The organism is Streptomyces sp. NPDC041135 (assembly GCF_055592085.1).
Map to the genome: position 1 here is coordinate 63,571 of NZ_JBVIYZ010000012.1, position 13,778 is coordinate 77,348.

12 protein-coding genes are annotated in these 13,778 nt (G+C 73.8%); 9 read left to right on the top strand and 3 right to left on the bottom strand.

Features of this window, described 5'->3' with window-relative positions; translation table 11 throughout:
* Positions 1 to 19 precede the first annotated feature (19 nt).
* Together ACZ6CZ_RS25575 and ACZ6CZ_RS25580 are read right to left on the bottom strand one after the other, a co-directional pair.
* A complete protein-coding gene (locus ACZ6CZ_RS25575) occupies positions 20 to 3,019 on the bottom strand; it encodes a tetratricopeptide repeat protein (RefSeq protein WP_469025391.1) in 3,000 nt (999 codons plus the stop codon).
* Positions 3,019 to 4,860 (bottom strand): HSP90 family protein, encoded by a 1,842-nt coding sequence (locus tag ACZ6CZ_RS25580; protein WP_469025393.1) that lies wholly within the window; start codon positions 4,858 to 4,860, stop codon positions 3,019 to 3,021. Before ACZ6CZ_RS25580 ends, ACZ6CZ_RS25575 begins: the two co-directional genes overlap by 1 nt.
* A 169-nt stretch (positions 4,861 to 5,029) precedes the next feature.
* Here ACZ6CZ_RS25580 and recG point away from each other — a divergent pair, with 169 nt between their 5' ends.
* The 8 genes from recG (at position 5,030) to mutM (ending at position 12,565) form a co-directional block, all read left to right on the top strand.
* On the top strand, positions 5,030 to 7,246 hold the full coding sequence (recG, locus tag ACZ6CZ_RS25585) for an ATP-dependent DNA helicase RecG (protein ID WP_469025396.1): 2,217 nt from the start codon (positions 5,030 to 5,032) through the stop codon (positions 7,244 to 7,246).
* Positions 7,247 to 7,396: 150 nt separating this feature from the next.
* Positions 7,397 to 7,984 carry a 16S rRNA (guanine(966)-N(2))-methyltransferase RsmD gene (gene rsmD / locus ACZ6CZ_RS25590; RefSeq protein ID WP_469025398.1) on the top strand — a complete coding sequence of 196 codons (588 nt, stop codon included), beginning with the start codon at positions 7,397 to 7,399 and terminating at the stop codon, positions 7,982 to 7,984.
* Between the two features lie 26 nt (positions 7,985 to 8,010).
* Positions 8,011 to 8,490: a pantetheine-phosphate adenylyltransferase gene (gene coaD / locus ACZ6CZ_RS25595; protein ID WP_469025658.1), complete on the top strand. Its 480-nt coding sequence runs from the start codon at positions 8,011 to 8,013 to the stop codon at positions 8,488 to 8,490.
* 131 nt (positions 8,491 to 8,621) lie between these two features.
* Complete coding sequence (locus tag ACZ6CZ_RS25600) at positions 8,622 to 9,725, top strand: ATP synthase F0 subunit B (protein ID WP_469025400.1); 1,104 nt, start codon at positions 8,622 to 8,624, stop codon at positions 9,723 to 9,725.
* A 178-nt stretch (positions 9,726 to 9,903) separates the two neighbouring features.
* Entirely contained in the window at positions 9,904 to 10,557 is a 654-nt protein-coding gene (locus ACZ6CZ_RS25605; RefSeq protein ID WP_469025402.1) for a YceD family protein, read from the top strand.
* 2 nt (positions 10,558 to 10,559) lie between these two features.
* Entirely contained in the window at positions 10,560 to 10,733 is a 174-nt protein-coding gene (gene rpmF / locus ACZ6CZ_RS25610) for a 50S ribosomal protein L32 (protein ID WP_007493396.1), read from the top strand.
* Positions 10,734 to 10,741: 8 nt separating this feature from the next.
* On the top strand, positions 10,742 to 11,569 hold the full coding sequence (gene rnc / locus ACZ6CZ_RS25615; RefSeq protein WP_469025404.1) for a ribonuclease III: 828 nt from the start codon (positions 10,742 to 10,744) through the stop codon (positions 11,567 to 11,569).
* Positions 11,570 to 11,650: 81 nt separating this feature from the next.
* A complete protein-coding gene (gene mutM / locus ACZ6CZ_RS25620; RefSeq protein ID WP_469025407.1) occupies positions 11,651 to 12,565 on the top strand; it encodes a bifunctional DNA-formamidopyrimidine glycosylase/DNA-(apurinic or apyrimidinic site) lyase in 915 nt (304 codons plus the stop codon).
* On the opposite strand, the gene ACZ6CZ_RS25625 is transcribed toward mutM, so the two are convergent.
* Entirely contained in the window at positions 12,538 to 12,939 is a 402-nt protein-coding gene (locus ACZ6CZ_RS25625) for a winged helix-turn-helix transcriptional regulator (protein ID WP_469025409.1), read from the bottom strand. The genes mutM and ACZ6CZ_RS25625 overlap by 28 nt on opposite strands.
* A gap of 179 nt (positions 12,940 to 13,118) precedes the next feature.
* On the opposite strand from ACZ6CZ_RS25625, the gene ACZ6CZ_RS25630 reads away from it, so the two are divergent.
* Positions 13,119 to 13,703: a flavodoxin family protein gene (locus ACZ6CZ_RS25630; RefSeq protein WP_469025412.1), complete on the top strand. Its 585-nt coding sequence runs from the start codon at positions 13,119 to 13,121 to the stop codon at positions 13,701 to 13,703.
* Positions 13,704 to 13,778: the final 75 nt, after the last annotated feature.

The window sequence follows — 13,778 nt, forward strand, 5'->3', positions numbered from 1 at the left end:
GCGCCGGCGCCGGCCGGCCTCACGGCCGCTCGTCGCCCGTCCCGTCCACCGACCGCAGCAGCTGCTCCGCCTCCGCCCGCCGGGCCGCCACGGTCCCCTCCGCGTCGTCGTGCCCGTCCCCGGCGTCCTCGTACGGTTCCGGGCCGGCCTCGGCCCCGTCGTACGCCGCCAGCACCGCACGCGCGCGGGCCGCCGCCCCGGCCGTCCGGCCCAGGTCGGCCTCCAGCCAGCCGGCGGCCAGTTCGGCCCCCGTACGGCTGTGCAGCGCGGCCCCGCCGAGGTCGTCGAAGACGGCCGCGGCCCGGGTCATGTGGGCCAGGGCCTCCTCGAAGGCGGCCCGGATCGCCGCGTCGTCGGCCTCCTCGGAGACCGAGCGGGCCAGCAGGTCACCGAACTGGCGGTGGGTGTTGCCGAGTTCGGCGGTGAGCCGGTCGCGCTCGGCCGGGTCGGCGGCCTCGGCGAGGGCGCCGGCGCACTCCAGGACCGCGTCCGCCATCAGCTCCCGCGCCCCGTCGGCCCCCGCCTCGCCGCGCAGCGCCAGCCAGGCGCGGGCCCGCAGCGAGCGGACCAGGAAGTGCACGTTGCCCAGCGAGCGCCACAGGTCGCCCGCGCGCGCGTAGGCCCGGTCCGCCTCGGCGGTCAGCCCCGCCTGGCCGAGGGACTCGGCGGCGAGGTGGGCGAGCGTCGCGTGGTCCTGCTGCTCGGGCCAGTGCCGGGCGGTCTCGGCGGCCTGAAGCCGGCGTTCGGCTGCCGCGCGGTGCTCGCCCAGCTCGCTCAGGCAGTCACCCAGCCACCACTGCGTCTGCACGACCGCGCCGTCGCCGTGCGTCTCCACGTCCAGCTCGGGCAGCGCCGACTCCAGCACCTCGGCGGCCTCCGCGTACCGCCCCTGCCGCAGCAGGAATCCGCCGAGCTGGTGGCGCGCCCAGGCGCCCAGGGTGCCGCTCTCGCCCGCCTCGTCGGCCCAGTGCGCCGCTTCCAGGGCCTGCTCGGCGGCCTCCTCGACCGCGCCCCGGGCGCCGGTCACCTCGGCCAGCTGGAGATGCAGCTGGGCCCGCCCGGCCGGCTCCACGTACGGCCCGCCGTGCTCCAGGGCGGCCCGCAGCGCCCGCTCGGCCCCCGGGAGGTCGCCGAGGTGATGGGCGAGGGCGGCCACCCGCACCTCGTACTCCACCGCGAACCACGGCAGCCCCACCCCGGTGAACTCCTCCGCCGCCCGCCGGAACAGCTCCACCGCCCGCGGCAGGTCACCGGCGAGTTCGGTCAGCTCCGCCAGCATCGCGCGGGCCTCGGCGCCCCGGGACACCAGCCGGACGTCCGTGCCGCCGTGCCCGTCGACGAGCGCCAGCACCTCCCGCACGGCCCGCTCGGCGTCGCGGGGGGCGTCCCGGACGCCGCCCCCGGCGGCCCCGGCCCGCTCGTGCACCCGCCGCAGCAGCACCCGCGCCCGGCTCATCAGCACCGACGCCGTCTGCCGGATGCCGGTGTCGCCCTGGGCATACAGCGTCAGGATGCGGTCGTACGGTTCGGCGACCGCGGCCAGCGCCTCGTCCACCTCGCCCGCCAGGGCCCGTACGTAGGCTCCCCGCGCGCGTGCCGCCAGCGCCTCCCCGGGGTCGCCCGCCTCCGCGTACAGCTGCGCCGCCCGCTCGAACAGCGCGGCGCCCCCGGGACCGCTGTCCATCGCCCGGTGCTCGGCGATCTCCGCCCGGGCACGGGCGTCCAGCTCGACCCCCTCGGCGGCCCGGGCGACCTCCGCCCACGCCTGGAGCGCGTGCGGCCGCAGCCCCTCCGACAGCCGCCGCGCCCGCGCCAGCAGCGCGGCCAGGTCCGCCGGCTCCGCACCGGCCGCGGGCTCCGCCTCCGCGGGTGGCGACACGGCCGGCGCCGCGGCCGGGCCCGGCCGGGCCGCGCGCACGCCCAGCGGCAGCCGGTCCACCAGCGGGCGCTGCGCCATCCGCGCGCGCACCCGCTCACCCACGTACGGCGTGCCGTTGCGCTGGTCGAACCGCCCGGCCAGCTCCAGGGCCTCCGCGCGCGCGTGGGCGGCCAGTTCCCGCGCCGTCCACACCCGCCCGGCGGGCCCGGGCACCCGCTCGCCGCCCAGACCCAGCTCGCCCAGCCGGTCCATCAGCAGCGCCACCACGGCCAGGAAGTCCAGCCGGCTGCGCGGATGCCCGGTGCCGGTGAAGTACGCGGGCCGCTCGGCGAGCAGCTCCAGGCCGCGCGCCTCGTTGCCGGTCAGCGCGCAGAACTCCACATGGTCGGCGTACGCGCCGCGCATGCTCTCCATCGGCCGCACCAGCCGGAAACCGCGCAGGTGATGGGCGCGCGCCTCGTCCAGCCGGCCCAGGCGCAGCAGCGGCGCCAGGGAGGAGGCGAGCACGGTGTGCGGTTCGTGCGCGCAGCTGTACTCGCCCTCCAGCACCGGCCGCCACAGCTCCAGCGCCTGCGCGTCCCGGCCCCGCCGGACCTGCCAGGTGCCCTGCCCGTGCAGCTCACAGGCGTGGCAGTCGGCCATGTCGTCCCGGTCGGCGGCCAGCCAGGCGGCGTACGCCCGCTCCGCGCGCGCCAGGTCCCCGATGTGCGCGGCGACGCTGAACTCCGCGCTGCGCACCGCCCGTTCGGAGTGCCCGGCGAGCCGGTAGCGGTGCTCCATCTCGCCGAGCCACTTCTCGATGGAGGCGAGCGGCACGTGCGGCTGGTCCAGCATGCCGGCCGACACCCACTTGAACACCCAGTGCAGCGAGTGCGTCTCGTAGGCGTCGAAGTCCTCGGGGCGCTCGTCCCACATGCGCAGCAGCCGCGCGAACGGGACGAACATCTTGTCCTTCTCGGAGCTGTAGTTGTAGACCTTCAGCTGGTGCCCGAGCGCCTCGATCACCGCCAGCGGGACGTCCAGTTTCTCGGCCTGCGCCAGCAGCTGCTCCGCGCGCGCGTTGCGGGCCGGTCCCTCCGGCTGCTCCGCGTTCTGGGCCAGCGCCCGGCGCAGCGCGTCGAAGTCCGTGATCCCGGCCATCAGCGACCGTCCTCCCCGTGTGCGGATTCCCCGTGAGTGGCCCACTCCAGCAGGCCGATGAACGCCCGGTTCAGCAGCGCGGAGTCCGCGGGCCGCAGCGGACGCTGCGCCATCAGCAGCGCCTGTCCGTACAGCGACTCGGTCGCCGTGCCGATCAGCTCCGACTCCCGCAGCGAGCCGATCCGCCGCACCAGCGGGTTGAGATGGTTGAGCACCAGCCGCGCGCGCGGGGCGCTGCCGCGCAGCGAGCCGAGGATGCCCGCCCACAGGTCGTCGGCCTGCTCCTCGGCCGCCGCGCGGGCCTGCTCGTGCCGGGCGGCCCGGTCGTCGAGGTGCAGCGCGGGCACCGACAGCGGATGGAAGGAGCGCAGCACCACGTCACAGCCCAGGGGGTCGAGCTTCGCCCGGGCGGCCGCCAGGAAGCCGGACAGGGCCAGCTCCTCGGCCGGGTCGACGGCGTCCAGGTGGGCGGTCACGGTGTCCGCGTCCAGCTCGGCGACCACCGTCCCCGGGCGCACCGACGGCAGCGCCTCGACCAGCTCGCTGTCGTAGGTGTAGCCGCCGTTGACCACGCCGACGCCCTGCGCGGCGGCGATCGGCGCGACCTGCCGGTACTCCTCGACCGTCCGGGTGAAGTGCACCACCGGGTGGCGCCGCGCGAACTCCTCCAGGGACACCCGCCCGTCGGTGGTCTCGAACGGCAGCCACGGCAGCATCGTGCGCAGCATCCCGGCGTCGTGCCGGGCCAGCGACTTCACGCCCAGGTGGTGCACCGACAGGAACGCCGCCAGCCGCTCCGGGTCACCGGCCGCCAGCGACGTCAGCCAGGACCTGATCCGCTCGCCCAGCGCCTCCCGCACGGCGGCCAGCGTCTCGTCCTCGTACAGCGACTCCCGGGAGGCCGTCGGGCGCAGGCTGTCGGTGTCCAGCACGCAGCGCACGAAGAACGCCCAGTCCGGCAGCAGCTGTTCGGCCCGCTCGGTCAGCAGCATGCCCTTCAGGTGCACCCGGTGCGACGCCCGCTGCGCCGGGCTGACCGCCGACGGCAGCACGTAGGCCACGCCCCGGACACCGGCCAGCGGCACGCTCAGGTCCACGGCGTCCAGCGGGGTGAAGCCGAAGGTGTCGTGGCAGTGCCGGGCCAGCGCCACCCGGCGGGCGGCGGGGGAGGGATAGGCGCGGTCCCAGGGCGCGGGCAGGTCGGTGACCGCCTCCGCGCCCACCCGCACGTCGTAGGGCAGCAGCGCGCCGAAGTCCCGGGCCAGCGCCAGCACGCGCTCCTCGCTCAGCCAGTCCGCCGACCCCGGGCGGGCCACCAGGTGCACCGTGGTGCCCGGCTCCGGCCGCGCCGACGCGGGCAGTGTGCGCACGGTGTACGACCCGTCGTCGCGGGCCGTCCACTCCACGGGCGGGGCGTCCGGCGTGCGGGCGCTGCGGCTGACCACCCGGATCCGCTCGGCCACCACGAAACAGGCCAGCAGGCCGATGCCGAACTGGCCGAGGAAGTCCGACCGGGCCTCCTGGAGACCCTCGGCCCGCTTGGAGCTGCGCCCGATGGTCGCCAGCAGGCTGTGCACGTCCGACTCGGTCAGCCCGACGCCGCTGTCCTCCACCCGCAGCTCACCGTCCGCCGCGTGCAGCCGCACCCGCGCCGGAGCACCGGGCTCCGCGGCCCGCCGGGCGGTGATGGCGTCCACCGCGTTCTGCAGCAGCTCGCGCAGATAGACCTTGGGACTGGAGTACAGGTGATGGGAGAGCAGGTCCACCAGACCGCGCAGGTCGACCTGGAAGGTGTGGGGTGACGGGGAGCCTTGGGATGACTGTGGGGTCTGGTAGTCCATCGTCGCAGCGCCGGAGGGGGGAGGGGCACGATCGGCGCGGGGTCGGGCGGTCCGGGTGGGGCGGTGACCGCGGGGGGATGGCCGGAGCGCGTCATCCTAGGCCCGGAACAGCGCCGCTGACCAGGGGTTTCGGGGGACGTATACGGCATTGTCGGTGCCGTGGTGTGCAATGGATCTCGTGCCCGCACCGCAAGAACCACTACAACAGCCGCTGAAGGTGGTGCTCGGTCCCGCCACCGCCAAGGTGATGGCCGAGCACCTCGGCCTGCACACCGTCGGCGACCTGCTGCACCACTACCCGCGCAGGTACGAGGAGCGCGGCCAGCTCACCCACCTCGCCGACCTGCCGATGGACGAGCACGTCACGGTCGTCGCCCAGGTCGCCGACGCCCGGCTGCACTCCTTCGCCTCCGCCAAGGCCCCCCGCGGCAAGGGCCAGCGGCTGGAGGTGACGATCACCGACGGCAGCGGCCGGCTCCAACTGGTCTTCTTCGGCGCCGGCGTGCACAAGCCCCACAAGGAACTGCTGCCCGGCACGCGCGCGATGTTCGCGGGCAAGGTCTCGGTGTTCAACCGCCGGCTGCAACTCGCCCACCCGGCCTACGAACTGCTGCGCGCGGAGGGCGAGGAGGCGGTGGAGACCTGGGCCGGCGCCCTCATCCCGCTCTACCCCGCCACCGCCAAGCTGGAGTCCTGGAAGATCGGCAAGGCCGTGCAGACGGTGCTGCCCAGCGCCTCCGACGCCACGGATCCGCTCCCGGACTCCCTGCGCGAGGGCCGCGGACTGGTCTCCCTCCCGGAGGCCCTGCTCAAGATCCACCGCCCGCACACCAAGGCCGACATCGCCGACGCCCGCGCCCGCCTGAAGTGGGACGAGGCCTTCGTCCTCCAGGTCGCCCTGGCCCGCCGCCGGCACGCCGACGCGCTGCTGCCCGCCGTCGCGCGCCGACCCGCACCCGACGGCCTGCTCGCCGCCTTCGACGACCGGCTGCCCTTCACCCTCACCGAGGGCCAGCGGAAGGTCTCCCGGGAGATCTTCGCCGACCTGGCCACCGACCACCCCATGCACCGCCTGCTCCAGGGCGAGGTCGGCTCCGGCAAGACCATGGTCGCCCTGCGCGCCATGCTCGCCGTCGTCGACGCGGGCGGCCAGGCCGCCATGCTCGCGCCCACCGAGGTGCTCGCCCAGCAGCACCACCGGTCGGTGACCGAGATGATGGGCGAGCTGGCCCAGGGCGGCATGCTGGGCGGCGCCGAGCACGCCACCAAGGTGGTGCTGCTGACCGGGTCGATGGGCACCGGCGCCCGGCGGCAGGCGCTGCTCGACCTGGCCACCGGTGAGGCCGGCATCGTCATCGGCACCCACGCCCTGATCGAGGACAAGGTGCAGTTCCACGACCTCGGCCTGGTCGTCGTCGACGAACAGCACCGCTTCGGCGTCGAGCAGCGCGACGCCCTGCGCGGCAAGGGCAAACAGCCCCCGCACCTGCTGGTCATGACCGCCACGCCGATCCCGCGCACCGTCGCCATGACCGTCTTCGGCGACCTGGAGACCTCCGTCCTCGACCAGCTCCCGGCCGGCCGCTCGCCCATCGCCAGCCATGTCGTCCCGGCCGCCGACAAGCCCCACTTCCTGGCCCGCGCCTGGGAGCGGGTGCGCGAGGAGGTGGAGAACGGCCACCAGGCCTACGTCGTCTGTCCCCGCATCGGCGACGACGCCGACGACGCCGCCGCCCGGAAGAAGAAGTCCCCCGAGGACGAGGCGGAGCGGCGGCCCCCGCTGGCCGTCCTCGACGTGGCCGGCCAGCTCGGCCGGGGCCCCCTCCAGGGCCTGCGCGTCGAGGTGCTGCACGGCCGGATGCACCCGGACGACAAGGACGCCGTCATGCGCCGCTTCGCGGCCGGGGAGACGGACGTCCTGGTCGCCACCACCGTCATCGAGGTCGGCGTCAACGTCCCCAACGCCACGGCCATGGTCATCATGGACGCCGACCGGTTCGGCGTCTCGCAGCTGCACCAGCTGCGCGGCCGCGTCGGCCGGGGGTCGGCACCCGGCCTGTGCCTGCTGGTCACCGAGATGCCCGAGGCGAGCCCGGCCCGGCAGCGCCTCGGCGCCGTCGCCGCCACCCTGGACGGGTTCGAGCTGTCCCGCATCGACCTCGAACAGCGCCGCGAGGGCGACGTCCTCGGCCAGGCCCAGTCCGGCGCCCGCTCCAGCCTCCGGGTGCTCGAGGTCATCGAGGACGAGGAGATCATCGCCGAGGCCCGGCAGGAGGCGACGGCGCTCGTCGCCGCCGACCCGGAGCTGGAGAGCCTCCCGGGCCTGCGCACCGCCCTGGACGCCCTGGTGGACCACGAGCGGGAGCAGTACCTGGAGAAGGGCTGACCCCGGCCCGACCGCGGCCTGCCCCGGGCCGGACCCGGTCCTCCCCGGGCCCGGCGTCCGTCCCCGCCTCCCCCCGGCCGGCCGGGCGCACCCCGGCGGCGCCTGCCAGACTGGCCACGACGCAGCCGACGAAGCAGAAGGACCCCGTACATGACCCGCGTGATCGCCGGCGCCGCCGGCGGACGCCGCCTGGCGGTACCGCCCGGTTCCGGCACCCGCCCGACCTCCGACCGCGCACGCGAGGGCCTCTTCTCCACCTGGCAGTCCCTCCTCGGCGCCCCCCTGGACGGCGAACGGGTCCTCGACCTCTACGCCGGCTCCGGAGCCGTCGGCCTGGAGGCCCTCTCCCGCGGCGCCGGACACACCCTGCTGGTCGAGGCCGACGCCCGCGCCGCCCGCGTCGTCCGTGAGAACGTACGGAGCCTGGGCCTGCCGGGCGCCGAGGTCAGAGCGGGCAGAGCGGAGCAGATCATCCGCACCCGGCCGCCTGCGGAGCCGTACGACCTGGTCTTCCTGGACCCGCCGTACGCCGTCTCCGACGACGATCTTCGGGAGATCCTGCTCACACTCCGCGCGGAAAGCTGGCTCGCGGCGCGGGCCCTCGTCACCGTGGAGCGCAGCACCAGAGGCGGTGAATTCCGGTGGCCGGACGGCTTCGAGGCCCTCAGGTCCCGGCGTTACGGCGAGGGAACGTTTTGGTACGGTCGCGCCGCCTCTACGTGCGAAGACGCACGATGACCGGACCGGAGAGCGAGGGATCACTAGTGCGCCGCGCCGTCTGTCCCGGGTCGTTCGACCCCATCACCAACGGACACCTCGACATCATTGCCCGCGCCTCCCGTCTGTACGACGAGGTCTACGTCGCGGTCATGATCAACAAGGCCAAGAAGGGCCTGTTCGAGATCGACGAGCGGATCGAGCTGATCCGCCAGGTCACCGCCGACTACGGCAACGTCCGGGTCGAGGCCTTCCACGGCCTGCTCGTCGACTTCTGCAAGCAGCGCGACATCCCCGCCATCGTCAAGGGCCTGCGCGCCGTCAGCGACTTCGACTACGAGCTGCAGATGGCCCAGATGAACAACGGCCTCTCGGGCGTCGAGACGCTGTTCGTCCCCACCAACCCCACCTACAGCTTCCTGTCCTCCTCGCTCGTCAAGGAGGTCGCGACCTGGGGCGGCGACGTCTCCCACCTGGTCCCGCCCGCGGTCCACGACGCCCTCGCCGAGCGCCTCAAGACGGACTGAGCCCGCACCGGGCGCCCGACGGCCCCCGCCCCGGCGCCCGGCGGCCCGTCATCCGGTGTCCGGGGCGCACGCCGGGGTCGTACAGTCGTCCCGTCCGTCTCCAACACAGCTGTAGAGAGTGGCGAGCACAGGTGGACGTGCAGAAGAAGCTCGACGAGATCGTGGCCGCGGTCTCCAGCGCCCGGTCGATGCCCATGTCGGCGTCGTGCGTGGTCAACCGCGCCGATCTGCTCGCGATGCTCGAAGAGGTGCGCCAGGCCCTGCCCGGCTCCCTGGCGCAGGCCCGGGAACTGATCGGCGACCGCGAGCAGATGGTCGAGCAGGCCCGCCAGGAGGCCGAGCAGATCATCCGCGGCGCGCACGCCGAGCGCGGCTCGCTGATCTCCGGCACCGAGGTCGCCCGCCGCTCGCAGGCCGAGGCCGACCGGATCCTCGACGAGGCCCGCAAGGAGGCCGAGGAGATCCGCGCCGAGGCCGACGACTACGTCGACTCCAAGCTCGCCAACTTCGAGGTCGTCCTCACCAAGACCCTCGGCTCGGTCGGCCGCGGCCGCGAGAAGCTGCTCGGCACCGGCCCGGGCCTCGACGAGCAGGGCTTCGCCGACGAGGACGCCCCCGAGCGCAGCCACGACCCGGAGACGCTGCGCCGCACCGCCGACGAGTACGTCGACGTCAAGCTCGGCGCCTTCGAGGCGGTCCTCGCCAAGACGCTGGAGGCCGTCGGCCGCGGCCGGCAGAAGCTGCACGGCCGCATCGCCTCCGACGATCTCGGCGCCCTCGCCGACGACACCACGACCTTCCAGCACTCCAGCGACGCCGACTACCTCGCCGACCTCGCCGCCCCGTCGGACCTCGCGACCGGGCGCCCGGCCGCGCCGCAGCGGCCCGAGCCGCAGCCCACGTACGAGCAGCAGCCGGCGTACGGCTACGACCAGCAGCCGGACCCGTACGCCGGCTACCCGCAGCAGACCGGCTACGGACAGCAGGACCCCTACGGCTACCAGCAGGCAGACCCCTACGCGGCCGCCTATCAGGGCTACGACACCCAGCAGGCGGCCTACGACCCGGACCCCGCCCGGCAGGACCCCCAGTCCCACCAGGACCACCAGGGCCGGCAGAACCAGCAGCCCCACCAGTCCCAGCAGGACTACGCCCTCGACGAGACCAGCCTGTTCGACACCGGGATGATCAGTGCCGAGCAGCTGCGGGCCTACGAGCAGGGACGCGGCCTGTAGGACCCCGCCCGGGCGCCGCGGGAGGCGCCCGCGACCACCGGATTGGGCCGAGAGGGAAAGGTCCAGTATCCTGGGCGTTCGGTCGCGCGTGCGCTGCGCCGACCTCGCAGACGTTCGACGCTGCCCGGCCCACCGCCGAGCGGCGTCCCCTCCCCTCACACGAAGATCGAAAGCAGGAATGGCCTCCAACGCACGCCTCGACCACCGCAACCCCCTCGTGTTCGACACGCACGAGCTGGGTCGGCGTCCGGGTGCGTTGCGGCGCCTGACCCGCACGATCGACGCCCCGCCGGACCTCGGCCTGGTCGGAATCATCGGAGTGCCGCTCGGCGCCCCGGTGGAACTCGACCTGCGCCTGGAGTCGGTCCTGGAAGGGGTGCTTGTCACAGGCACCGCCCGTGCACAGGCCGAAGGGGAGTGCGTAAGGTGTCTGGAGCCGCTCGGGCTCGATCTCGAAGCGGACTTCCAGGAACTGTTCTCGTACCCCGACGCCGACGACCGGGGCCGCGTCACCGCGGAACCGGGCGACGACGTCGAGGACGACGAGGACAGGTACTTCCTCGAGGACGGATTGTTCGACCTCGAACCCCTGCTGCGGGATGCGGTGGTGCTCGCACTGCCGATGCAGCCGGTGTGCCAGGAAGACTGCCCGGGTCTGTGCTCCGAGTGCGGAGCGCGGCTCGCGGACGACCCGGGACACCACCATGACGCCGTCGACATCCGTTGGGCGGCTTTGCAGGGACTCGCCGGCACCATGCAGGACGGCGAGAAGGACGAGATGAGCGGCGGCGTGCCTCGATCCGCACCCGCCGACGAGAAGCAGGAGAAGTAGCCGTGGCTGTTCCGAAGCGGAAGATGTCGCGCAGCAACACGCGCCACCGCCGGTCGCAGTGGAAGGCTGCGGTCCCCACCCTGGTTGCGTGCGAGCGCTGCCACGAGCCCAAGCTGCAGCACATCGCGTGCCCGTCGTGCGGCACCTACAACAAGCGCCAGGTCCTCGAAGTCTGAGCGGGCTGGTGAGAGGCACTGTGTCCAGTCCCAAGAAGGCGGAAGACGCCATGGCGGACTCGTCCGTCAAGAAGAAATCGGACCACACGGCCTCGTCCCACACGCTTCTGGAAGGGCGGCTCGGCTACCAGCTCGAGTCCGCCCTTCTGGTACGCGCACTGACGCACCGTTCCTACGCGTACGAGAACGGCGGTCTGCCGACGAACGAGCGGCTGGAGTTCCTCGGGGACTCCGTCCTGGGGCTCGTCGTCACGGACACGCTGTACCGCACCCACCCCGACCTGCCCGAAGGCCAGCTGGCCAAGCTGCGGGCCGCGGTGGTCAACTCGCGTGCGCTTGCGGAGGTGAGCCGGGGCCTCGACCTGGGCTCCTTCATCCGGCTCGGCCGTGGTGAAGAGGGAACGGGCGGCCGGGACAAGGCATCCATCCTCGCGGACACCCTGGAAGCGGTGATCGGCGCGGTCTATCTCGACCAGGGCCTCGAAGCGGCGTCCGAGCTGGTGCACCGGCTCTTCGACCCGCTGATCGAGAAGTCCTCCAACCTCGGAGCCGGCCTGGACTGGAAGACCAGTCTCCAGGAGCTGACCGCGACCGAAGGGCTCGGCGTGCCCGAGTACCTGGTCACGGAGACCGGCCCCGACCACGAGAAGACCTTCACTGCTGCCGCCCGCGTCGGAGGCGTCTCGTACGGCACCGGCACCGGCCGCAGCAAGAAGGAGGCGGAGCAGCAGGCCGCCGAGTCGGCCTGGCGGTCCATCCGGGCCGCGGCGGACGAACGGGCCAAGGGCGCCGGCACGGCCGCCCAGGACGGCGGCCCAGCCTCCGCCACCGCCTGACGAACAGCGCACCCAGCGCCCGCCCCGCGGCCTTCCGCGGGGCGGGCGCTCGGTTCATCCACGGTCCGTACGGGAGACGTGATGCCCGAGTTGCCCGAGGTCGAGGTCGTACGGCGCGGCCTGGAGCGGTGGGTCGCCCATCGCACCGTCACCGACGCCGAGGTGCTGCACCCGCGTGCCGTACGCCGCCACGTGGCCGGTGCGGAGGACTTCGCGCACCGTCTGCGGGGCCACCGGATCGGCGTCCCGAGCCGCCGCGGCAAGTACCTGTGGCTGCCCCTGGCGGACACCGGCCAGTCCGTCCTCGCCCACCTCGGCATGAGCGGCCAGCTGCTGGTGCGGCCGCACACCGCACCGGACGAGAAGCACCTGCGCATCCGGGTCCGGTTCACCGACACCCTGACCGCGGACGGCACCGCGGCGAGCGGCGACGCGGAGAGCGGCGACGCGGCGGCCGGGACCGAGCTGCGCTTCGTCGACCAGCGCACCTTCGGCGGGCTGTCGTTGCACGACACCACCCCCGAGGGCCTGCCCGACGTCATCGCGCACATCGCCCGCGATCCCCTGGACCCGCTGTTCGACGAGGAGCGCTTCCACCAGGCGCTGCGCCGCAAGCGGACCACCATCAAACGGGCCCTGCTGGACCAGTCGCTGATCAGCGGCGTCGGCAACATCTACGCCGACGAGGCCCTGTGGCGCGCCCGCGTGCACTACGAGCGCCCCACCGCCGGCTTCACCCGCCCGCGCACCACCGAACTCCTCGGGCACGTGCGGGACGTGATGAACGCGGCCCTCGCCGTCGGCGGCACCAGCTTCGACAGCCTCTACGTCAACGTCAACGGCGAGTCCGGCTACTTCGACCGCTCCCTGGACGCCTACGGGCGGGCGGGCCTGCCCTGCCGGCGCTGCGGCACCCCGATGGTCCGGCGCCCCTGGATGAACCGCTCCAGCTACTTCTGCCCGGCGTGTCAGAGGGCGCCGCGGTCGGCGTCGTAGCGCTCCCGGGCGGCCAGCACGTCGTCCATGGCCCCCTCCACGCACTGGATGAGGGCCAGCAGCCGCTCGGCCACCGCGCGGCCGAGGGCGGTCAGTTCGTAGTCCACGCGGGGCGGGTTCGTCGGTTGGGCCTCGCGGCGCACCAGGCCGTCGCGCTCCAGCGCGTGCAGCGTCTGGGACAGCATCTTCTCGCTCACCCCGTCGACCCGGCGGCGCAGCTCGTTGAAGCGCAGCGAGCCCTCGTACAGCGCGCCGAGCGTCAGTCCGCCCCAGCGGCCGGTGACGTGCTCCAGCGTGCCGCGCGACGGACAGGCCTTGGCGAACACGTCGTAGGGGAGATCCGACTCTGCGGCCGGCTCCTGGATGGTCTCCATACCACGAGCGTACTCCAGCGCAGCGCTAACTCGCAGGTTGCACTAACCAGAAGTTAGTGCTTTCCTTTGGTCACCGCTCGCCGAGCGGGCCAGGCTGTCGAACGGTTCGTCGCTGTCCGTGCAGTCACCGTCGTCCGAGCAGTCACCGCTGTCCGAGGACCGTCCGAGGAGTACCCACCGTGACCAGCCCCGTCGTCTCCATCGCCTACCACTCCGGCCACGGCCACACCGCCGTCCTGGCCGAGGCCGTCCGGGCCGGTGCCGCCCGGGCCGGCGCCGAGGTCCACCTGATCGCGGTGGACGAGATCACCGACGCGCAGTGGGAGCTGCTGGACCGCTCCGACGCGATCGTGTTCGGCTCGCCCACGTACATGGGCACCGCCTCCGGCGCCTTCCACGTCTTCGCCGAGGCGTCCTCCAAGCGCTGGTTCGGGCAGGACTGGAAGGACAAGCTGGCGGCCGGCTTCACCAACTCCGGCTCCAAGAGCGGCGACAAGCTGCACACCCTGCAGTTCTTCCAGATCCTCGCCGCCCAGCACGGCATGCACTGGGTCAACCTGGGTCTGCACCCCGGCTGGAACAGCAGCGAGGCCTCCGAGAACGACCTCAACCGCCTCGGCTTCTTCGCCGGCGCCGCCGCCCAGACCAACGTCGACGAGGGCCCCGAGGCCGTCCACAAGGCGGACGTGGCGACGGCCGAGCACCTCGGTCACCGGGTCGCCGAGACGGCGAAGACCTTCACCCGAGGCCGCCTCGCGGCCTGAGCGGCCGAGTGTCCCGGGCCGCGCCGGGCCGGCCGGCGGCCCGCGGACGGCCCAGGACGGTTCCCAGGGCTTGAT